Here is a 20690-nt window from a genome sequence, read left to right on the forward strand (position 1 = left end):
TGCTGGATGGCAAACAAGCCGGCCGCAGCAAATCTGCTTGTGCTAACGGACGGAGCGGCATGCGCCGCGCGTCAAAACCGGGTCTCGCGCGGCGCGTTCTGAAGATGGACGTCTCGTTCGCGGCGAGACGCAGCGGTGTTGGCGGCCAAACCGGCCAGAAATCGGTCCAGGAATGAGGCCAGGAATCGGGCGTCCCGACGGGACCCAATGGAAGCACCGCAGGCGTGATTAAAACACACCGCGCAGTGCGGGCACAAAAGCCGCTCGCCGCGCCATCATCGATGGCGTGGAAAAGCGTTGGCGAAGGACGGCGTTTTCGCAAACGCCCACCCGTTTTCCGACCAGCCTACGCGCGGGACCGTGCGGGGCCATGCGGGACCACCCGGCCCGCGCACATCCGCCACGACCTCAAGGTTTGTTCGTCTCGAACAGATCCATGATCTGCTTCTTCTCGTTCGACGAGACGTTCGGCGGCGGCACCGCCGGCGGCGTCATGCCGGCCGGTCCCACGCCGCCCAGCGCATCGCTCACGCCGGCGGTCGGATTCGCCGAATCGAGGCCGATGCTGGCGACGAAGCCGTTGCCCGGCGTCATATCCGCATAGAACAGCTCACCGTCGACGGTGGTCACGCCGGGCGGCTGCGGCGGCTCGGCTTGCGGCACGCCCCGCAGCGCGCGCTGCATGTACTCGACCCAGATCGGCAGCGCGAGTTGCGCGCCGAATTCGCGGCTGCCGAGCGTCTTCGGCTGGTCATAACCCATCCACGCCACCGCCACCAGCGATTGCTGATACCCGGCGAACCAGCCGTCCTTCGCGTCGTTGGTCGTGCCCGTCTTGCCCTGCAAGTCCGAACGATGCAGCGCGTTGGTGCCCGCGCCGGTGCCGGCGGTGGCCACCGAATGCAGCAGGCTGTTCATGATGTACGCGTTGCGCGGTTCGAGCGTGCGCGGCGCGTCGCGGCCGGCGGTCAGCGGCTGCGCTTTCGACAGCGGCTCGCCGCGCGCATCGGTCACCTCGTTGATCAGATACGGATTGATCCGGTAGCCGCCGTTCGCGAACACCGAGTACGCGCCCGCCGACTGCAACGGCGTGACGAGGCCCGCGCCGAGCGCCATCGGCAAATACGGCGGCGTCTTGTCGGCGTCGAAACCGAAACGCTGCGTGACGAAGTCTTGCGCGTACTTGGTGCCGATGAACGACAGGATGCGGATCGACACCAGGTTCTTCGACTTCTGCAACGCGAGGCGCAAGGGCATCGGGCCGTCCGGCTGATCGTCGTCCTTCGGCTCCCACGCGTCGCCGCCCGGCGTGCTCGACGGGAAGTACAACGGCGCGTCGTTGATGATCGTGGCCGGTCCCAGCCCCTTGTCGAGCGCCGCCGAATAGATGAACGGCTTGAAGCTCGAACCCGGCTGACGCCACGCCTGCGTGACGTGATTGAACTTGTTCTTGTTGAAGTCGAAGCCGCCCACCAGCGCGCGAATCGCGCCGTCCTGCGGCGTGAGCGAGACCAGCGCGCCTTCCACTTGCGGAAGCTGCGTGATCTGCCAGTTGCCTTTGTCGTCGGCAAGCACGCGCACGATCGAGCCCGGCTTGATCTTCGTGGCCGCCGCCGCGCGCGCGCTCAGCGCGCCGGCTGCGAAGCGCAGGCCGTCGCCGCTGATCGTCACCTGAGTGCCGTCCACCAGTTGCGCCTTCACCTGCTTCGGACCCGCGTCCGTCACCACAGCGGCGATGAGCTCGCCGTTGTCGGGGTGATCGGTGAGCGCGTCGTCGATCGTCTGGTCGCGGTCGTCGCCGGGCGCGGGCAGTTGCACGAAGCCTTCGGGTCCGCGATAGCCGTGGCGCCGCTCGTAATCCATCACGCCCTTGCGCACCGCGCGGTAAGCGGCGTCCTGATCGGCGGAATCGATCGTGGTGGTGACGTTCAGGCCGCGCGTATAGGTCTCGTCCTTGTACTGCGCGTACATCATCTGCCGCACCATTTCCGCGATGTACTCGGCGTGCACGCTGTATTCGTTGCCGGGGTTGCGGGTGCGAAGCTCTTCCTTCACGGCCTGGTCGTACTGCTCCCGGCTGATGTACCGCAGTTCGAGCATGCGCCGCAGAATGTATTCCTGACGGATCTTCGCGCGTTTCGGATTGACCACCGGGTTGTACGCGGACGGCGCCTTCGGCAAGCCGGCCAGCATCGCGGCCTCGGCGAGCGTGATGTCTTTCAGATCCTTGCCGAAGTACACGCGCGCGGCCGCCGCGAAACCATAGGCGCGCTCGCCCAGATAAATCTGGTTCATGTACAGCTCGAGAATCTGATCCTTCGTGAGCGCTCGCTCGATCTTGTAGGCGAGCAGCATTTCGTAGATCTTGCGCGTGTAGGTCTTCTCGCTCGACAGGAAGAAGTTGCGCGCCACCTGCATCGTGATCGTGCTCGCGCCTTGCGAGGCGCCGCCATGCGCGAGGTCGGCGAAACCGGCGCGCAGAATGCCGAGGAAGTCGACGCCGCCGTGCTCGTAGAAGCGATAGTCCTCGATCGCGAGCACCGCCTTCTTCATCTGGTCGGGAATGTCCTGGAAGCGCACGAGGCTGCGCCGTTCCTCGCCGAATTCGCCGATCAGCACGTGGTCCGCGGTGTAGACGCGCAGCGGCACTTTCGGACGATAGTCGGTCAACACGTCGAGCGACGGCAGTTGCGGACCCATCACCACCAGCGCATAGCCGACGATCAACGCGCCCACCACGGCGACGGTCGCGGCCAGACTCGCGAACCAGATCGCGATCGTCGCGCCGACGGAACGGCGGCCCGCCTCGGCGTCGCGCGAGGCGGCGTTGCGTCCTGGAGTGCGGTGGTAGGAATCCCGGTCTTCACCAGCCGGAGAGTGGGAGGAATGCGGTCGTTTGATGATTGGCATGACTGGAATAGTGGACGCATGACTGCGCGCCTGACTGCACGCGCTCCTGGCGCATGCATGGATCGTGATCGAGCGACGTGGCTAAAGGCGCATCAATGAGCACAGAGGCGCATCGAGGCCCGAACCCGGCGCGAACCGCCGCGCGGCCTGATACCCCCGGTCGGCCACACGGCGCGCCTGGGACAGTGCCCGGCGCAACGTAACAGCGCATTTTAAAGAAAGCAAGCGGAGTCGAAGCCAGATTTTTTGTAAGAATTCCCGTCGCGTGACGAGCCCTCTGTAGATTACGGCATTCATACAAATGCCTTGCGTGCCGTGTCGAAGTTATCAACAGAAAATGTTGAAAGGCCTGTGGACAAGCCCGCCCGAAACGCTACAAGCCGTTGATGTCATGGGATTTTCATGTCGCGCCCGTTACGCGTCGGTGCAACTCGTCATATGATGGACCCGGCGCATGCGAACGGCTTATGCCGAATGCACGTCTGTGCCGACCATGCCAACAAGTATGCGAGCCGACCATGAACAAGCCCAGCGAACGCATCGTCGTATTCGTCACTACCGCACAGAAACGCGCGATCAGCGCCACCGCCGCCGAACTCGGCATCAGCGTGAGCGAACTGATGCGGCGCGCGGTACTGAGCTTCGGCGCGACCAGCGAGCAGGTGAAAGCGGCCAGCATCGTCGACCGGCTCAATGCGCCACGCGCGCCGGACGCGCTCGACGCCGCGTTGCAGCGCGTCGCGCACGGCACGCGGCAAGCACGCGCGGCGCTGCCGGCGGCCTTGCAAACGCATGGCGACAGCGAAGCGGGCGCCTCGCCGGAAAACACGGCGGCAATGCAAACAGGTGCCGCGTCGACTCGCGATCCGTTGGCGGACAGCCCGTCGGCGGCGGAGCCCACACCGTTGCTGCCGGCGGACGTGTCCGCCGCGCTCGCCGCCGGCGTCGACGAGGAAGCCGCGGCAACCGCCGAAGCGGTGGCGCGTGTCGCCGCGGCAAAAGCGGCGTCCGCGAAACGCTCCGCAACACCGCAAACGCCGCAGACCGACCCGCAAACGCAGGCCCGCAGCGTGCTCAAGCGTCCACGCATCGACGGCGCTCAGAACGAGGACGATCCACTGAGCGACCCGAGTACGGAAGGCGGACGCTTCGCGTGACGCAGAGGCGCGATGCAATCGGCAAAGCCTGTTGCGCGAACATCCCGCCCCACGCATGAGGACTCGCTATGGACGCCTTGACGCCACACGTGATGCCCAGGCGAAACCTTCGCGACACCTCGACGACACGTTACCGACACACTTCTCGCGCAAGGTTTGCGCGCCCCTCTCATCGCACCCTTTAAGTCCGTTTTAAGAGACCCCGTGGTGTAATATCCGCGAGCGGCTGGATGACCGGCCGCGCGTTTTAGCGCTGCCCCGCTTCGCAAGTTCGAATCGCACCATCGAACAATTTACGGCGTCGCTATTGCAATCGGCAAGCGCGCCCCGACCTCCGGTCGGAACGCTGCGCAGCTTCACGCGCGGCGGCGTAAAGTAGCAGAGGCAAGCCGTTGAGCGCGCGGAATTATTCGGCGCTGACATCATTCTTTGGAGGTTTTCATGTCGCTTTTTGACAGCATTTCGCGCACGCTCAAAGGTCTTCTGAACGACGCGGCCGATTCCGTGCAAGACCCGTCGCGCGACTCGCGCCAGATCGTGCGCGAGCTCGACGAGAGCATCGCCAAAGCCGAGAACTCGTTGATCGAGATTCAGGCGCAAGTGGCCACGCAGCAAAGCAAGCGCGACGTTGCCGGCGACAAGGCGAAGAAGTACGAAGACGGCGCGAAGCGCGCACTGCAATCCGGCGACGAAGCGCTCGCCCGCGAAGCGCTCGGCGCGCAAGCCACGGCCGAAGCCGAACGCGATGCGCTGGCGAAGGAACTGGCCACGCTGGAGCCGTCGGTCGAGCAGTTGAAGAGCCAGATCGACGACATGCGCACCCGCCGTAACGATCTGAACGCGCGCTCGAACATTCTCCAGGCCAAGCAGCAGATCGCTCAGGCCAAGGACGTGGCGGCTACCGCGCTGGGCGGCATCGGCGGCAAGAATCTTTCCGAGGATTTTCAGAAGCTGGAAGACAAGGTCGCGTTGTCGAACGCGCGTTCCGACGCTCGCCTGAATTCGGCCGACGTGAAAAGCGGCAAGGCGCTCGACGACAAGCTCGCCGATCTGAACCGCGGTCCGTCCGTCGAGGACCGCCTCGAAGCGTTGAAGAAGCAGTTGAACACGCCGGCCCAGTAATTGCGTCGGCACTACCGTGTCGAGGTAGTCGTCAAGGAGACGGGCGCATCGCGCCCGGTCCGTCAATGAAAAAATTTCTCGCAAACGCGTTCGCCTCATTGCTGTTCGTGTCGGCCGCGGCGTTTGCCGTGCCGACGGTTCAGCAGATCGAATCCGCCATGGCGCAAGGCAACTGGCAGCAAGCCGATGCCGGCTTGAGCGAAGTGCTGCAGGCGCATCCGAACAATGCCCGCGCGCATTATCTCTACAGCCAGGTGCTCGATCGCGAAGGCCGTCATGCCGACGCGCTCGCCCAGGTCCAGCAGGCGAAAACGCTCGATCCGCAAATCCGCTTTACCGACCCGAGCCGTTTCGCGCAAACCGAAGCGCGCATTCGCAAGAATGCCGAGCGTGCCGGCGGCAATACCACCAGCCGCGCGGCGAACCCGTTCGCGCAGCAGAATGCGCCGGCCGTGCAGCAGCAGCCGGCGATGATCCCGCAAGCGCCGCAACAGCATGGTCCGGGCATCGGCATGTGGATCGGCATCGCTCTGCTGATCGGCGCAATCGCGCTGGTGCTGCGCTGGACGCTGCGGCGCGCCCGCAAACAGGACGACACGCGCGCCGACGACGATCGTCGCGTGCAACTCAAGCGCGCCACGGAAATGCTCAACACCGTGCGCTCGCTCAAGCTCGACGTGAAGCTTTCCACGGTGCAAGGTCACGAGGCGCTCGAGAAGGAAGTCGAAGCGACCGAGGATCAACTACGCGGCCTGGTCGAAACGCTGTCGAACAGCAAGAACCCGGTGCCGCCGTATCAGCTCGACGAACTCGAGCAGCGCATCGGCAGCATGCGCGCGCGTGCCGACGGCCGGCCCGATCCGTATGCCGCATCGGCATCGGCCCCGGCCGCGCAGCAGTCGCCGTATGCGCAGGAAGCCGAACGCTTCGGCAATCCGCCGCAAGCGCCGTATCCGCAGCAAGGACCGTATCAGCAACAGCCGCCGGTCGTCGTGCAGCAAGGCGGCGGCGGTTTCGGCGGCGGCATGGGCGGTCTGCTGACCGGCGTGCTGCTTGGCGAAGCGCTGAACTCCGGACGTGAGCGCGTGGTGGAACGCGAGGTGGTCGTCGACGACGAAGCGCGCCGGCGCGGCAACGACGGCGGCAATGGCGGCGGCCTCGATTTCGGCCAGGGGTCGAACGACTGGAACGATAACAGCGGCGGCGGCGTCGATCTGGGCAGCAACGACGATTCCGGCGGGTGGAACGACAACAACACCTGAGCATCGGCCATGCGGCCGTCGCGCCGACGAGGCGTTCATGAAAAACAGGCTCCTTCACGGAGCCTGTTTTTTTGCGTGAGGTTTTTATCCGCGCATCGGCGCCGCCGCCCTGCCCGGCTCTTGCTGCGCGAGCAGCACCGAGCCCGCGAACAGCCTGACAATGAAACGCTCCGCATACGCGATCAGCGCTTGCTGGCGCGCCGCATTCGCGTCGAGGTATTCCGCCGACAGGTGAAACAGTTGCAGCACGATCTGCGTGCAGACTTCGTCGACAGTCTCGCGCGCGAGCGCCGGCATCCATTCCAGTTGCACGACATCGTCCGCCATTTCCGCCGACACGTCGTGAAGGTTCGCGCGCACCGCTTCACGTAACACCGGCGACGTGCCGTGGTACTCCGCCAGCGCACTCACGAAGACCGCGCGGTTTTCCAGCGCGAACGCAAAGAACGCCGCGCATGCGCGGCGCGGCACGCTATGGGCGTCGTCGTGCGCGGCGAGCCAGCGTTCGCGCCGCAGCATGGGCCGCAAGCGGCGACTCACGGATTCGACCGCCTCGCGCGCCAGCTCGTCGAGCGTGTCGAAATGGCGATAGAACGTGTTGGGATTGAGCCCGGCCTCACGCGCCAGTTCGCGCAAGCCCAGACTCGCGAAGCTGCGGCCGCCCGCGGTCAGACGCAAGGCCGCGTCGATCAGCTTGCGCTTGCCGGCAGGCAGTTCATGGTTCTCGGACATCGCTTCAGGCGCGGATTTCATGAGCGTTCAATCAAAGGGCACGGCGCGCGTTAATACGCCGTACTCTAAACGATCTTGACGCGAAGTGTACAGTTGTCTACCCTGCGCGGTATGTCGAAGTAGACAGACTTAGACGCCTGAATTTCGCCTCGCCGGAGACCCGCCTTGACACCTGTTTCATCCGCCTCGCCGGCTTCGCCGCGCATTGCCATTGTCGGAAGCGGCTTTGCGGGCATCGGCATGGCGATCCGTTTGCTGAAGATGGGCATCACGTCGTTCACGATCTACGAGGCCGCGAGCGACATCGGCGGCACCTGGCGCGACAACACCTATCCCGGCGCGGCCTGCGATGTGCCGTCGCATCTGTATTCGTTTTCGTTCGAGCCGAATCCGGCGTGGTCGCATGCGTTCGGCGACCAGGCGGAAATTCTCGCGTACCTGAAGCACTGCGTGCGCAAGTACGGCGTCGCGCATTACGTGCGCTGCAATGCGCGAGTGGCCGCGGCGCGCTTCGATGAAGTGCGTCGGACCTGGCAAGTCGAGATCGACGCGAACGGCGCGCTCGAAAGCATCGAGGCCGATGTGGTGATCGCCGCGAGCGGCCCGCTGTCGCGCCCCGCCCTGCCGCACATCGCCGGACTCGAACGCTTCGAAGGCAAGCTGTTTCATTCGGCGCGCTGGGACCACGCGTATCCGCTCGAAGGCAAACGCGTCGCGGTGATCGGCACCGGCGCGAGCGCGATTCAGTTCGTGCCGCAAATTCAGCCGCGCGTCGCACGGCTCGAATTGTTCCAACGCACCGCGCCGTGGGTCATGCCGAAGCCCAACAAGCCGATCGGTCCGCTCGCGCAATGGCTGTTCCGGCATCTGCCGTTCACGCAGCGCTTCGTGCGCGGCGCGATCTACTGGCACCTCGAATCGCGCGCGGTCGCCTTCGTGGTCAATCCAAAGTTGATGAAGCTGCCGATGAAATTCGGCCTGAGCTATCTGGAACGACGCGTGAAGGACCCGGCGCTGCGCGCCAGGCTGACGCCGAACTACCGGCTCGGCTGCAAGCGCGTGCTGCTGTCGAGCGATTACTATCGCGCCGTTATTCAGCCGAATGTCGATGTGGTGACGACCGGCATCCGCGAAATCGTCGCGGACGGCATCGTCACGCATGACGACACGCATCATCGCGCCGATGCGATCATTTGCGGCACCGGCTTTCAGGTCAACGATGTGGGCGCACCGTTCGACGTCATCGGCATCGAGGGCGCCGACCTCGGCGCGATGTGGCTGCGCGACGGTCCCGAGGCTTACCTCGGCACCAGCATCGCAAACTTCCCGAACTTCTTCATGATCGTCGGCCCGAATACGGGGCTCGGCCATAACTCGATGATCTACATGATCGAGTCGCAAGTGCAATACATCGCCGATTGCCTGCGCGTGCTGCGCCGGCGCAAAGCCCGCACGATGAATTTGCGCCCTGACGTGCAGCGCGATTTCAATGCGCGCCTGCAACGGGAGATGCAGCACTCCGTGTGGACCAGCGGCTGCCATAGCTGGTATCAGACGAAAACCGGCAAGGTCACCGCGGTGTGGCCGGGGTTCACGTTCAGCTTCCGCAAGCGCACGCGGCGTGTGCGGCCACGCGATTATCGTTTTGCGCCTTGAATGTTGCGCGCCGGCTAGTTGCGATGCTGTCGGCCGCTGATAGCTGATCGGCCGCGCACGTCCGCCTGATCCCACGCTTTGTTGCCGAGTCCGCTTAAATCGTTTGTTCGCGCGCATGACCGCGCGAGATCTCGCACGTCCCTCGCCTGCGTTAGCCGGCCCGCTCAACCGCCCCCGAGCAGGCGCAGCAGCGCCCAGAGAAACTGGCAGAGCATCACGATCAACTGCCAGAGATGATAGAGCTGTTGCCAGCCCGACACGCGCGCGAAGGACTCGATCATGCTCGCCTGCGAAGAAAGGAAGGGAAAGAATGCGTTGCGGGTGGTTCCGCTCGACCCGCACATGATAGCGACTGCGGGATAGCCCGTATCAAGTCTTCCGAAAGCGGGCCGTAAACGCACTGAGAAGGCGCTGCATCCGCGCTGGGTGCGCACGCCAATCGACTGCGCCAACCGCGCCATCAAGGAGACGTACATGACGCGCTTCAGCTTTCGCCGGGCCGCCCGTTCGCAATCGGTCGTCGGCGATATTGCCGCGCAAGCCGGCAAACTGGGCATTGAAATCTGCGACGTATCGGGGCACGTCGAGGAAGTGGCCGCGCGCGTGCAGCACCAGGCGCAGGTGTGCCGCGCGCTGCGCGAGTCCGCTGCGCAGACGCTCGCGGGCAACCATCGCATCGCCGCGGCCGCGCGCGAAATGCGCAACGTATCCACCGAAGCCGCCACCGGCGTGCAGGAGTCGCAGCAGACGCTGGAGGCGTCGCTGGCCGACATCCACGGGCTGGTTGAAGGCGTGACGGTGATCGAAAGCCAGATCGGCGCGCTGCGCAGCGCGCTCGCGCATGTGAGCCGCGTCTCCGAGGAGATTTCGCTGATCGCGCGCCAAACTCATCTGCTGGCGCTGAACGCCGCGATCGAAGCCGCGCGCGCGGGCGAGTCCGGCAAGAGTTTCGCGGTGGTGGCCGCCGAGGTGAAGAACCTGTCGGCGAAAACCGCGCAGGCAACCGGTCAGATCGAGACGACGCTGGCGCAACTCACGCAGCAGACCGAGCAGTTGATCAGCGAAGGTTCGGTGAACACCGCGCGGGCGCACCGGGTGCGCGAAGGCACGCGCAAGATCGGCGAGGTCGTGCACGCGACGGGCGACGCCATCGCGCATCTCAACAACGAAGCCGGACAGATTGCCGCGTTGACCGGTGAGATCGAAACGCAATGCGACGGACTCGAGGCGCAGGTGCTCGAAATGGCGAGCGGCGTCGAGGATTCGAGCGAGAACTTCGTGCAGGCGAAGGACCGGCTGGGCAATCTGCTCGGCGTGTCGGAGACGTTGATCGAACTGACCGCCGCAACGGGCGTCGAGACCGCGGATACGCGTTTCATCGAAGCGGTGCAGCAGGCGGCGGCGAAGGTGAGCAAGGTGTTCGAAGCGGCTGTCGCGCGCGGCGAGATATCGATCGAGGATCTGTTCGATCAGCATTACGTGCCCATTGCGGGAAGTAATCCAGCTCAGTTCATGACGCGGTTTACCGCGTTTACCGACCGGGTTTTGCCGGCGATTCAGGAGCCCTTGCTCGAACTGGACCCACGCGTGGCGTTTTGTGCCGCTATCGACGTGCGCGGTTATCTGCCGACTCACAACCTGAAGTTTTCACAGCCACAGCGCGACGATGTGGTCTGGAATATGGCGAACTGCCGGAACCGGCGCATGTTCAATGACCGCACTGGTCTTGCTGCTGGGTCGCATACCAAGAAGTTTCTGTTGCAGACTTATCGGCGCGATATGGGGGGCGGGGAGTTTGTTTTGATGAAGGATGCTTCCGCGCCGGTTTTTGTGGGTGGGCGGCATTGGGGTGGGGTTCGGGTTGGGTATCGGGTTTGAGGTTTTTTTTTGCCTTTGCGGCGGTTGGTTGGGTTGCTTGTGGTGGTGGCTTTTCCTTGTGATCTTAGTGGTCTATTGGCGTTGCCCCTGTGCGGGGGCGGCACCTACTTTTCTTTGCCGGCCGCAAAGAAAAGTAGGCAAAAGAAAGCGGCTCACACCGCTAATTCTTAAGTGGGTCCCCTGGCTTGGAGGGGATCGTGGTGCATCTGGAATCCGTGCTCTCGCGCATTCCGCGCTGGTGACACAGCAGTCATTTTTCCGGCGGCGCTGCGCGCGCCGTCGCGGTGCTTCATTTGAACCACGGGCAGGTTTCGCGGGCAGCAGTACTTTTTCAAACCGCCTGCGCTGCATGCCAGCCGTCGCTTTACGGAACGGGCGAGTTGCTCCGTTCCTCGGTGCGCCATCAGATTACTGGCACCGTCGCGGTGCTTCATGGGAATGGCCCGCTGCGATGGACGCTCGTTGCTGCGCAAAGCCGTTTCGGTAACAACGCGACATTCCCATTTGCGTCCATCGATGCGACCGGCCGTTGGTCATATTTCGCGTAAGTGACCAAGCCGTCATTAGCTCCCCGCACTGCGTACGTCGAGAACGGGTCTGCCCCGGAAAACAATGGAAATTCTCCCGCCGTGGGAGCCGTCGGCTTCGCCTGGCCCACACGCCGAAACGGAGGGAAGAAGCACCGCGACGGCGCGCGCAGCGCCGCCGGAAAAATGACTGCTGTGTCACCAGCGCGGAATGCGCGAGAGCACCGATTCCAGATGCACCACTGCCCCCTCCAAGCCAGGGGACCCACTTAAGAATTAGCGGTGTGAGCCGCTTTCTTTTGCCTACTTTTCTTTGCGGCCGGCAAAGAAAAGTAGGTGCCGCCCCGCACAGGGGCAACGCCAATAGACCACTAAGACAACAAGGAAAGGCCACCCCCACAAGCAACCCAACCAACCGCCGCAAAGGCAAAAAAACCGGCTACCCCACTACAACCCTCTTCCTCTCCGCCCGCTGCATAAAATAATTAACCGCCACAACCCCAACAGTAACCACAGCAATAAACAAAGTAGCCAGCGCATTCATCTCAGGATTCAACCCCAGCCGAACGCGAGAAAAAACCACCAGCGGCAGCGTAGTCGACCCAGGCCCGGACAGGAATGCCGACAAAACCAGATCATCGATCGACAAGGTAAACGACAACAACCACCCCGAAACAAGCGCCTGCGAAATCAACGGCAACGTAATGGAGAAAAACACCCGCAGCGGCGTCGCCCCGAGATCCAGCGCGGCTTCTTCGAGAGAAGGATGCAACTCCCTCACACGCGACTGCACGATGATCGCCACATACGAAATACACAGCATCACATGCCCGATCCAGATCGTGAAGATGCCACGCCCCGCCGGCCACCCGAACCACTTCGCCATTTCGATGAACAGCAGCAGCAGCGAAATTCCCTGAATCACCTCGGGAATCACCAGCGGCGCATTGATCATCCCCGTGTACAGCGTAAAGCCGCGGAACCGTCCCATTCGCGCCAGCACGAAGCCCGCCCACGTGCCGATGATCACCGACGCAAACGCCGTCAGCAGCGCCACCCGCAATGACAGCCACGCCGCCGCGATCAGTTCTTCATCCTGCAGCAACGCCGCATACCAGCGCGTGGAAAAGCGCGTCCAGACCGTCACGAGTTGCGATTCGTTGAACGAATACACGATCAGACTCACGATCGGCACATACAGAAACAGAAAGCCCAGCCCCAACGCAATGAACTGCAAAACCCGGTTCGGCTTCATCAGCGCCTTTCCTCCATCGCCTTCGCCTGCGCGTACTGGAAAAACGCCATCGGCACCAATAACAGCAACACCATCGCGCACGTCACCGCGGAGGCCATCGGCCAATCGGCATTGTCGAAGAACTCATTCCACATCACGCGGCCGATCATCAGCGTATTCGCGCCGCCGAGCAATTCGGGAATCACGTACTCACCCACCGCCGGAATGAACACCAGCAGACAACCGGCGATGATGCCGTTCTTCGACAGCGGCAAGGTGATCTGCCAGAACGCTTTCCACGGCCTCGCGCCGAGGTCGTAAGCGGCTTCCAGCAAGGTCATGTCCATCTTCACCAGATGCGCGTACAGCGGCATGACGAGAAACGGCAGGTAGGAATACACCATGCCGATATACACCGCGGTATTCGTGTGATACAGCTCGATCGGCGTATGAATCACGCCGATCGACATCAGGAAGTTATTCAGTAAGCCGTTGTTCTTCAGAATGCCGATCCACGCATACACGCGAATCAGAAACGACGTCCAGAACGGCAGCATCACGGCCATCATCAGCAGATTCCGGCTCGCCGGATTCGAGCGCGCGATGTAATACGCCATCGGATAGCCGATCAGCAAACACAGCACCGTCGAAATCGCGGCGACCACCACCGAATTCACATAGGTCGCGAAATAGAGGCTATCGGTGAGCAGAAACGCGTAATGCGAGAAGTCGAGCGTGATGCGAAGCGCGCCTTCCGCGAAGTTCGTCAACTCCGTGTACGGCGGAATGCCAAGCTGCAAATCGGCGAAGCTGATCTTCACGACCAGCAGAAACGGCACCAGAAAAAACAGCAGCAGCCAGATGAACGGGCCGGCCACCACCGCGGTGCGGCCGGTCAGATTGAAGCGGCGCACCGGCCAGCTTGCGAAGGCATTGAGCGAGCGCTTCATGACGTCAGCACCACGCCGGCCGATGCGCTCCAGCGCACATACACTTCGTCGCCCCAGGTGGGCGGATCGATTTCCGTCAACGCAAGGCTCGTCACGTTCGCGATCACCGTTTTGCCGGCTTCGAGCTTCACGTGATATAGCGAATAGCCGCCCATGTAAGCGATATTCGTGACGACGCCCTTGCCCCAGTTGTACGCGCCCTCGGGCGGCTTGCGCGTGAGCGCGATGCGCTCGGGCCGCACCGAGATCGTCACCGGCATGCCGAGCGGACCGGTGATGCCGTGATTCACGTACAGCCGGCACGACAGGTCGGGCGTTTCGATGAACACGTGATCGGGCTCGTCCTCGACGGTATGGCCGTCGAACAGATTGGTCGAGCCGATGAACTCCGCCGAAAAACGGCTGTTCGGATACTCGTACACCTCATGCGGCGTGCCGAGCTGCACGATCTCGCCTTCGCTCATCACGGCGAGGCGGCTCGCCATCGTCATCGCCTCTTCCTGATCGTGCGTGACCATGATGCAGGTCACGCCCACCTTGTCGAGAATGTTGACCAGTTCGATCTGCGTGCGCTGACGGATCTGCTTGTCGAGCGCGGACATCGGCTCGTCGAGCAGCAGCAGCTTCGGCCGCTTGACGAGCGATCGAGCGAGCGCCACGCGCTGCTGTTGACCGCCGGAAAGCTGATGCGGCTTGCGCTTCGCGAAGCGGCTCATCTGCACGAGATCGAGCGCGGCCTGCACGCGATCCTTGAGCTCCGCTTTCGGCACGCCTTCCTGCTTCAGACCGAAGGCGACGTTCGTCTCCACGGTCATGTGCGGAAACAGCGCGTACGACTGGAACATCATGTTGACCGGCCGACGGTACGGCGGCAGTTGCGCGAGATCCTCGCCGTCGATCAGGATCTTGCCCGAGGTCACGCTTTCGAGGCCGGCCAGCATGCGCAGCAAGGTCGACTTGCCGCAACCGGAACTGCCGAGCAGCGCGAACAACTCGCCCTTCTTCACCGACAGGTTGACCCCCTTGACCGCCACGGTCTCGCCGAACTTCTTCACGACATCGACGATCTGGACGAAGTTATCGGCTGCGTCGCCCGTAGCGGCGTTAAGGCCCGGCGACGGCGCGGCCGACCCTGCCAGCGCGCCCGACTGGTCACTACTCATCACAATGCTTTACTCCGGCGTTTGACGAACAAAGCCCCCGGTGAACACCGAGGGCTTCATGATGATGCTTACCCGTTCATGGAAGCCGCGGGTCAGCGGCCGGACTTGAATTCAGTCCAGAGCCGCGTTTGCAGCCGCTGGACTTCCGGCGGCAGCGGCTTCAGCAGGAACAGCGTCTTGATGACGTCGGGCGGCGGATACACGGCCGGGTCGCTCGCCACGTCCTTGTCCACGTACTTGCGCGCCTCGAGGTTCGCGCTCGGGTAGTAGACGGCGTTGGTGATCGCGGCGTGAACCTGCGGCGTTTCGATGTAGTTGATCCACTCGTGCGCGGCTTCCTTGTTCTTCGCATCCTTCGGAATCGCCATCACGTCGAACCACACCGGGGCGCCGCCCTTCGGAATGTAGTACTCGATCTTGTAGGCCTTCTTCGCTTCGGCCGCGCGGTGCTTCGCGATCACCACGTCGCCCGACCAGCCGTATGCGAAGCAGACGTCGCCGCCGACCAGGTCGTTGATGTAGCCCGACGAGTTGAACTGCGTGATGTACGGACGGATCTTCTTCAGCATCGCGAGCGCGGCGCGGTAGTCGGCCGGGTTCGTGCTCATCGGATCCTTGCCGATGTAGTGCAGCGCGGCGGCGAACATCTGGTCCGGCGCGTCGAGCACGGACACGCCGCAGGCCTTCAGCTTCGAGATGTTTTCCGGCTTGAAGAGCACGTCCCAATTATCGAGCGGCACGTTCTTGCCGAGAATCTGCTGGACCTTGGTGACGTTGTAGCCGAGGCCGGTCGTGCCGTAAGCCCAGGGCACCGTGTACTTGTTGCCCGGATCGGCGCCGGCGACGAGCGCCATCAGCGAGGGGTCGAGGTACTTGAGATTCGGCAGCTTCGATTTGTCGAGCGGTGAAAAGATGCCCGCGGCGATCTGCTTGCCGGCGTAATTGCTGGTCGGCACGACGATGTCGTAGCCCGAATTGCCGGTGAGGAGCTTGGCTTGCAGCGTGTCGTCGCTGTCGTAGTTGTCGTATTTGACCTGGACGCCGCTCTGCTTGGTGAAGTTCGGAATGGTGTCCTTGGCAATGTAATCGGACCAGTTATACACGTTCAGCTGCGTATCCTTCGCAACGGCCGTCAACCACGGCGCCGCGCACAAGACCAGCGCCGCCACTTGCCCCACTACCCGTCTTTTCATTCCGTTCTCCGATCGTGGTCGGCGCGAGCCGACCGTCGCCACCCATGCCGCGGCACAGCGCACACGGCTCCCCTGAAAAATCCGAAAACTACCATCAATTATTGCGCGGTCCAAAAAAAATGCCCGCCTGTCGCGCAAACGGTACAGCGTAAGCCGCGCGCTGGAAAATTGCGCGCAATTTTAGCGGGTTATCGGCGCCTGTCCACCCGAAAAAAAGATCGACGGCGGCGGCGCGGCCTTCTCTTGCTTCGGTCGCGGCGTTCGGGGCTTGCGTCGCTCTCGTTGGAAGCGGCGGCGGAGAGACGGTTGGTGCGCCGTTTGCGCGTCGGTTGGTGCCCTGTTGCTGCGTCGGTTTGTGCGCCGTGGTGCGTCGGTTGGTGCGTCGTTCCCGCGTCGGTTCGTGCCCCGTTCCTACATCGTTCCCGCGTCGGTTCGCGCGTCGATTCCCGCGCCGTTCGTGCGCCTTTATGCGAACCGGCTAGCGTCTCGGCAAGCGCGAGCCGCCTCGCGTTCGTCGGCGCACAATAGCTGCCAGAGATCCGAACGACAACGCGCCGGCAATCCCGCGGCCGCGCCGGACCTCTCGCCGCCCCCGCGTGCCCGACCCGCCGCGGGCACGTGGCTTGCGAAGCCATGCAGTCTTTACGCTCAGGGCATCGATGAACACCAATCCATTCGCGTTGCGCCCCAATCGCCGCCCTCGTCTGCCGGATGGCGGGCCGGCACGTCCGGCGCATTGGTTTTCGTTCGTCGGCGCGGGCGCGCTGATCGCGGTCGGCTATGTCGATCCGGGCAACTGGGCGACCGCGCTCGGCGCCGGTGCGGGCTACGGCTATCGGCTGCTCGGCATGGTGCTGCTGTCGAGCCTGATGGCGATGCTGCTGCAATGGCTGTCCTCGCGCCTCGGCGTCGTGACCGGGCGCGATCTCGCGCAGGTCTGCCGCGAGCGCAACGGGCGGCGCGGCACGCTGTTCCTGTGGCTCACGAGCGAGGTCGCGATCATCGCGTGCGACGTCGCGGAGGTGGTCGGCAGCGCCGTCGCGTTGCAATTGCTGCTGGGCGTCTCGCTGACGGTCGGGATGCTGATGTCGGCGGTCTGCACGTTCGCGCTCCTCGCGCTCCAGCAGAAAGGCGGCCGCAAGCTCGAAGCGGTGATCGCGACGCTGATCGGTTTCGTCGGCCTGTGCTTCGTGGTGGAACTGGCGCTGGTCGATCCCGACTGGCACGCCGCGCTGGCCGGCACGGTGCCGAGCGCCGAGTTGCTGCGCAATGCGGGCATGGTGTGGCTGGCGGCGGGCATCGTCGGCGCGACGGTGATGCCGCACAACCTCTATCTGCACTCCGCGCTCGTCAAGCAGCACGCGCCGGGTGGCAGCGACCCCGAGATCAAGGCCGCGTTGCACGTCGTCAATATCGATACCTTCGCTTCCCTTTCGTTTGCCTTCGTGATCAACGCGGCGCTGCTGATCGTGTCGGCTGCGGTGTTCCATGCGAACGGCCATCGCGACATCACCGATCTCGCCGACGCCCACCGGCTGATCGCGCCGCTGGTCGGCACGCCCTGGGCCAGCATCCTGTTCGCGGCGGCGCTGCTTGCGTGCGGCTTGAGCGCGACCGTCACCGGCACCTTGGCCGGTCAGGCGGTGATGGAAGGCTTTCTGCGCATCCGCCTGCCGCGCTGGAAGCGCGCGCTGCTCACCCGCGCGCTGGCGATCGGACCGGCGCTCTTCGCGGTCGCGCTGTTCGGCCAGCACGGGTCGAATCAATTGCTGGTGGCAAGCCAGGTGGTGCTGAGCCTGCAGTTGCCGCTCGCGGTGGTGCCGCTGATCCGCTACACGTCGAACGCCGGGCTGATGGGCGACTGGCGCGTGCGCGGCGTGCCGCTCGTGCTGGCGTGGCTGTGCGCCACGCTGATCCTCGTGATCAACGGCACGCTGCTGTGGCAGTTGGCGTTCGGAGAATGAAGCGGGGTGATGGTGTGGGTGATGAAGCTTGGCTGGAAAGCTTGGCTTTGAAGCAGGGCTGTGAAGCCGGCTATGAAGCCGGGCCATGAAGTCGGCTGTGAAGTCGGGCTGTGAAGTCGGGTTGCGAAGCCGGGCCATGAAGCCGGCTAAGAAGTCGCGCTATGAAGTCGGGTTGTGAAGCCAAGCTACGAAGCCGCGCTATGAAACCGGCCTCTGAAGCCGCGCTACGAAGCCACGCCCCAAGGCTCGACCATCAACCAACCCACGCGACCTTTTCGCGCCCCCGGCTCCGGATGAAGTAAATTGGCGAGCATCGCCTGAGTATTTCGCCATAATCGGCGACGCCGCCCTCGGCCCGCGCCCCGCCGGCCAGGGCCTCAAGCTCGCGGCAGCGGCCGCGCATCGCGCCGCTGCTTTTTGTGCCACGTTCGCGCCCTCGCGCTTCCGCGCGTGCGTTCCGGCGTGCCGGTGCCCTGTCGCGATTCGACATCCGCCGCGCCGTTTCGCCCGCTGCTCTTGCTCCCTGGACGACAGCCCATGCGTTTCGCCGTTTCGCTCAATCGCCTCGCCCGTCTCAAGTCACCTCGAACTCGCCGTGCCAGCGCGCGCACGTCAAGCCGCACATCAAGCCGCACGTCACCCTTCGCGCCGCTGTTTCCGTTCCTCGCCATCGTCGTCATTGCCGCAACCGCGGCCACGCCGCGCGAGGCCCGGGCGACCGTCGCCATGCTGCAGCCGGCGCGCGTGGCCGCCGCCACCGAGCCGTTGCAGATCACGCTGCTCTATTCCGCCGACGACGCCAAACCCCTCACCGTCACCGTGCCGCCGACGATCCGCGTGAGACTGAACGGCGCCGAACGATCGCCGCAACCGCTCGACTTGCAGCGCGAAGCGGGCGTGCCCGACACGCTGCGCCTGCGCCCCGGCCAGTTCCGCAAGGTCCGTTTCTCCGCGCCGTGGCCCGAGTGGGCGCGCGGCGAAGTGCGGATCGATCCGGTCGGCTTCGACGCTTCGCCGGCGCTCGTCGCAATCAACCGCGGGCCGCAACAGATCGCGATCGCCCAGGCCGAACGCACGGAAAGCCAGGCGAGCACCCCGGCGCAAGCCGCGGCCACCGCGGCGGCGGTCGACGGCCCGACCGGCGACGCGATGTCGCCGCCCGGCGACTCGCTCGCCACGCCCGGACGCGGCGTGCTCGCCCACGTCTCCTACTACGACCCGATGTACATCGCCGCCGGCCACAACGGCGACACGAACGCGCGGCTGCAATTCAGCTTCAAATACCGCCTCATGATGCCCGACGACCTGCGCTCGAAAGCCTTTCTCGACAACGTCTATTTCGCCTATACGCAGACCTCGATCTGGAACCTGTCCGCCGACTCGCGGCCGTTCCGCGATACGACTTATAGTCCGCAATTCTTCTACTACGTGCCGGACACGGGCTGGCGCAGTTCGTGGTTCACGCGCATGGGGTTCGCCGCGGGGCTGAGCCACGAATCGAACGGCAAAGGCGGCGCGGACTCGCGCAGCATCAACATGCCTTTTATCCGGCCGACGTGGGAATTCGGCGATCTGACGGGCAATCACCTGAGCGTCTCGCCGAAAATCTATTACTACCTCGGCAAGAGCAGCAACCCCGACATCGCCGACTATCGCGGCTACGTCGACCTGCTGGTCAAATACGGCAGCCCGGACGGCTGGCAACTCGCGACCACGCTGCGCAAGGGCACCAGGCACTGGTACGGCAGCATCGACACGCAATTCACCTATCCGCTCGCCAAACTGCTGGGCAGCGCGTGGGGCGGCTATCTGTGGGTCGGCTATTTCAACGGTTATGGCGAGGATCTGCTGGATTACAACAACCGCCAGCACTGGATGGCGCGCATCGGCTACAGCATCGCGCGCTGAAAGCGGGGCAAGGGGCGCGCGCCGCATCGTTTAACATAGCGGAACTTCGCTTCTTCGCCCCAAGGTTTCCGATGGCTTCGAATCTCCACGACCTACCCGACAGCCCCTGCATCGGCGTCTGCTCCACGCTCTTCGACGAGGTGTGCAAAGGCTGCGGCCGCACCGCCACCGAGGTCTCCAACTGGGTGTTTCTGAGCGACGAGGAAAAGCGCGCGGTGTGGGTGCGGATCGAGCAGGACGGCACCGCCATGCGCTTTCAGAACGACAAGCTGTAGTCCCTCTCCCTCTTCCTCATCCTCGCGGCGGCGCTCAGAACCGCATGCCGACACCCAACCCCACGATCACCGGATCGATGCTCAGGCGGCCAAGCGACTGACCGCCGAGCGACGCATCCGTATGCATCCAGATCTTCTTGATGTCCGCGTTGACGAACAGCGACCTGGTCACCTGCACGTCCACGCCCGCCTGCAACGCGGGGCCGAAGCTGTGATTGGTGACCGAGATCGGCTGGCCGCCCACGTTCGCGCCGTTGTTATAGAACAGCGTGTAGTTGATGCCCGCGCCGACATAGGGGCGAATGCGCCCGGCATGGTTGAAGTGATATTGCAGCAGCAGCGTGGGCGGCAACACGTTCACGCCGCCGAGATTGCCGAGGCTCGACGTCAGTTGATGGCGCGACGTGGCGAGAATCAGCTCGACGCCGAGATAATCGCGGATCATGTAAGTCAGATCCAGTTCCGGCACGATCGCGTTGTTCACGCCCACGTTGAGCGCCGACAGCGATTGCGTGGTGTCCACGTTCGGCATGATGCTGATCGCGCGCAAACGCACCAGCACGTCGCCGGCGTGAATGCCGCTGATCGGATCGTCGCCCGCGGCCTGCGCCTGCGGCGCGAGAAGGCCCGCGCATAACAGGCTCGCCGCGATGGCGGCGGCCTTGATCCTCAGCCCGAGAACGTTTCTGTACGAGTGCTTCATGTGATTCCCCTCTTGTTGGTGTGGACATGGGGATTGTCGAAGCTCTCGTCAGCCCC

General features: G+C 63.9%; 16 protein-coding genes. 8 read left to right on the forward strand and 8 right to left on the reverse strand.

What is annotated here, in order from left to right:
• Nucleotides 1-408: 408 nt before the first annotated feature.
• Nucleotides 409-2910 carry a penicillin-binding protein 1A gene (locus ACOCG7_RS21685; protein ID WP_244744025.1) on the reverse strand — a complete coding sequence of 834 codons (2502 nt, stop codon included), beginning with the start codon at nt 2908-2910 and terminating at the stop codon, nt 409-411.
• Between the two features lie 518 nt (nt 2911-3428).
• Here ACOCG7_RS21685 and ACOCG7_RS21690 point away from each other — a divergent pair.
• The 3 genes from ACOCG7_RS21690 (at nt 3429) to ACOCG7_RS21700 (ending at nt 6451) form a co-directional block, all read left to right on the forward strand.
• Nucleotides 3429-4067: a hypothetical protein gene (locus tag ACOCG7_RS21690; protein ID WP_244744023.1), complete on the forward strand. Its 639-nt coding sequence runs from the start codon at nt 3429-3431 to the stop codon at nt 4065-4067.
• A gap of 441 nt (nt 4068-4508) precedes the next feature.
• Entirely contained in the window at nt 4509-5189 is a 681-nt protein-coding gene (locus ACOCG7_RS21695) for a PspA/IM30 family protein (RefSeq protein ID WP_073431034.1), read from the forward strand.
• Between the two features lie 65 nt (nt 5190-5254).
• Nucleotides 5255-6451 (forward strand): tetratricopeptide repeat protein, encoded by a 1197-nt coding sequence (locus tag ACOCG7_RS21700; protein ID WP_244744021.1) that lies wholly within the window; start codon nt 5255-5257, stop codon nt 6449-6451.
• Between the two features lie 84 nt (nt 6452-6535).
• Here ACOCG7_RS21700 and ACOCG7_RS21705 read toward each other — a convergent pair whose 3' ends face one another.
• Nucleotides 6536-7204 (reverse strand): TetR family transcriptional regulator, encoded by a 669-nt coding sequence (locus ACOCG7_RS21705; protein ID WP_244744019.1) that lies wholly within the window; start codon nt 7202-7204, stop codon nt 6536-6538.
• A 144-nt stretch (nt 7205-7348) separates the two neighbouring features.
• On the opposite strand from ACOCG7_RS21705, the gene ACOCG7_RS21710 reads away from it, so the two are divergent.
• Nucleotides 7349-8839, forward strand: a complete 1491-nt coding sequence (locus tag ACOCG7_RS21710) for a flavin-containing monooxygenase (protein WP_244744018.1) — start codon at nt 7349-7351, stop codon at nt 8837-8839.
• A 164-nt stretch (nt 8840-9003) separates the two neighbouring features.
• On the opposite strand, the gene ACOCG7_RS21715 is transcribed toward ACOCG7_RS21710, so the two are convergent.
• A complete protein-coding gene (locus ACOCG7_RS21715) occupies nt 9004-9315 on the reverse strand; it encodes a hypothetical protein (RefSeq protein WP_154874005.1) in 312 nt (103 codons plus the stop codon).
• On the opposite strand from ACOCG7_RS21715, the gene ACOCG7_RS21720 reads away from it, so the two are divergent.
• Nucleotides 9314-10717 (forward strand): methyl-accepting chemotaxis protein, encoded by a 1404-nt coding sequence (locus tag ACOCG7_RS21720; protein WP_244744017.1) that lies wholly within the window; start codon nt 9314-9316, stop codon nt 10715-10717. The two genes, ACOCG7_RS21715 and ACOCG7_RS21720, sit on opposite strands and share 2 nt — an antisense overlap.
• A gap of 966 nt (nt 10718-11683) precedes the next feature.
• Here ACOCG7_RS21720 and ACOCG7_RS21725 read toward each other — a convergent pair.
• From ACOCG7_RS21725 to ACOCG7_RS21740, 4 genes are all read right to left on the reverse strand, one after another.
• The gene (locus tag ACOCG7_RS21725; RefSeq protein WP_114162564.1) at nt 11684-12499 is read right to left on the reverse strand and encodes an ABC transporter permease subunit; all 816 of its coding nucleotides are present in this window, start codon (nt 12497-12499) and stop codon (nt 11684-11686) included.
• Complete coding sequence (locus ACOCG7_RS21730; RefSeq protein ID WP_073428100.1) at nt 12499-13428, reverse strand: ABC transporter permease subunit; 930 nt, start codon at nt 13426-13428, stop codon at nt 12499-12501. Before ACOCG7_RS21730 ends, ACOCG7_RS21725 begins: the two co-directional genes overlap by 1 nt.
• Nucleotides 13425-14591, reverse strand: a complete 1167-nt coding sequence (locus tag ACOCG7_RS21735; protein WP_167449651.1) for an ABC transporter ATP-binding protein — start codon at nt 14589-14591, stop codon at nt 13425-13427. Before ACOCG7_RS21735 ends, ACOCG7_RS21730 begins: the two co-directional genes overlap by 4 nt.
• 92 nt (nt 14592-14683) lie before the next feature.
• Nucleotides 14684-15784, reverse strand: coding sequence for a polyamine ABC transporter substrate-binding protein (locus ACOCG7_RS21740; protein WP_073428098.1), 1101 nt, complete (start codon nt 15782-15784; stop codon nt 14684-14686).
• Nucleotides 15785-16443: 659 nt separating this feature from the next.
• Here ACOCG7_RS21740 and ACOCG7_RS21745 point away from each other — a divergent pair.
• From ACOCG7_RS21745 to ACOCG7_RS21755, 3 genes are all read left to right on the forward strand, one after another.
• Nucleotides 16444-17748 (forward strand): Nramp family divalent metal transporter, encoded by a 1305-nt coding sequence (locus ACOCG7_RS21745; RefSeq protein ID WP_244744016.1) that lies wholly within the window; start codon nt 16444-16446, stop codon nt 17746-17748.
• A gap of 537 nt (nt 17749-18285) precedes the next feature.
• Nucleotides 18286-19656 carry a phospholipase A gene (locus tag ACOCG7_RS21750; protein ID WP_083083785.1) on the forward strand — a complete coding sequence of 457 codons (1371 nt, stop codon included), beginning with the start codon at nt 18286-18288 and terminating at the stop codon, nt 19654-19656.
• A 71-nt stretch (nt 19657-19727) separates the two neighbouring features.
• The gene (locus ACOCG7_RS21755; RefSeq protein ID WP_073428095.1) at nt 19728-19931 is read left to right on the forward strand and encodes a DUF1289 domain-containing protein; all 204 of its coding nucleotides are present in this window, start codon (nt 19728-19730) and stop codon (nt 19929-19931) included.
• A 34-nt stretch (nt 19932-19965) separates the two neighbouring features.
• Here ACOCG7_RS21755 and ACOCG7_RS21760 read toward each other — a convergent pair whose 3' ends face one another.
• Entirely contained in the window at nt 19966-20634 is a 669-nt protein-coding gene (locus ACOCG7_RS21760) for an OmpW/AlkL family protein (RefSeq protein ID WP_154873811.1), read from the reverse strand.
• Between the last annotated feature and the right edge of the window lie 56 nt (nt 20635-20690).

The sequence above is a fragment of the Paraburkholderia sp. DD10 genome (genome assembly GCF_049177125.1).
Classification (GTDB): Bacteria; Pseudomonadota; Gammaproteobacteria; order Burkholderiales; family Burkholderiaceae; genus Paraburkholderia; species Paraburkholderia terricola.

Coding starts and splice junctions, on each gene's coding strand:
- ACOCG7_RS21735 (WP_167449651.1), bottom strand. CDS start 14,591: ATGAGTAGTGACCAGTCGGGCGCGCTGGCAGGGTCGGCCGCGCCGTCG.
- ACOCG7_RS21695 (WP_073431034.1), top strand. CDS start 4,509: ATGTCGCTTTTTGACAGCATTTCGCGCACGCTCAAAGGTCTTCTGAAC.
- ACOCG7_RS21700 (WP_244744021.1), top strand. CDS start 5,255: ATGAAAAAATTTCTCGCAAACGCGTTCGCCTCATTGCTGTTCGTGTCG.
- ACOCG7_RS21730 (WP_073428100.1), bottom strand. CDS start 13,428: ATGAAGCGCTCGCTCAATGCCTTCGCAAGCTGGCCGGTGCGCCGCTTC.
- ACOCG7_RS21715 (WP_154874005.1), bottom strand. CDS start 9,315: ATGTACGTCTCCTTGATGGCGCGGTTGGCGCAGTCGATTGGCGTGCGC.
- ACOCG7_RS21745 (WP_244744016.1), top strand. CDS start 16,444: ATGAACACCAATCCATTCGCGTTGCGCCCCAATCGCCGCCCTCGTCTG.
- ACOCG7_RS21720 (WP_244744017.1), top strand. CDS start 9,314: ATGACGCGCTTCAGCTTTCGCCGGGCCGCCCGTTCGCAATCGGTCGTC.
- ACOCG7_RS21725 (WP_114162564.1), bottom strand. CDS start 12,499: ATGAAGCCGAACCGGGTTTTGCAGTTCATTGCGTTGGGGCTGGGCTTT.
- ACOCG7_RS21705 (WP_244744019.1), bottom strand. CDS start 7,204: ATGAAATCCGCGCCTGAAGCGATGTCCGAGAACCATGAACTGCCTGCC.
- ACOCG7_RS21760 (WP_154873811.1), bottom strand. CDS start 20,634: ATGAAGCACTCGTACAGAAACGTTCTCGGGCTGAGGATCAAGGCCGCC.
- ACOCG7_RS21750 (WP_083083785.1), top strand. CDS start 18,286: ATGCGTTTCGCCGTTTCGCTCAATCGCCTCGCCCGTCTCAAGTCACCT.
- ACOCG7_RS21690 (WP_244744023.1), top strand. CDS start 3,429: ATGAACAAGCCCAGCGAACGCATCGTCGTATTCGTCACTACCGCACAG.
- ACOCG7_RS21755 (WP_073428095.1), top strand. CDS start 19,728: ATGGCTTCGAATCTCCACGACCTACCCGACAGCCCCTGCATCGGCGTC.
- ACOCG7_RS21685 (WP_244744025.1), bottom strand. CDS start 2,910: ATGCCAATCATCAAACGACCGCATTCCTCCCACTCTCCGGCTGGTGAA.
- ACOCG7_RS21740 (WP_073428098.1), bottom strand. CDS start 15,784: ATGAAAAGACGGGTAGTGGGGCAAGTGGCGGCGCTGGTCTTGTGCGCG.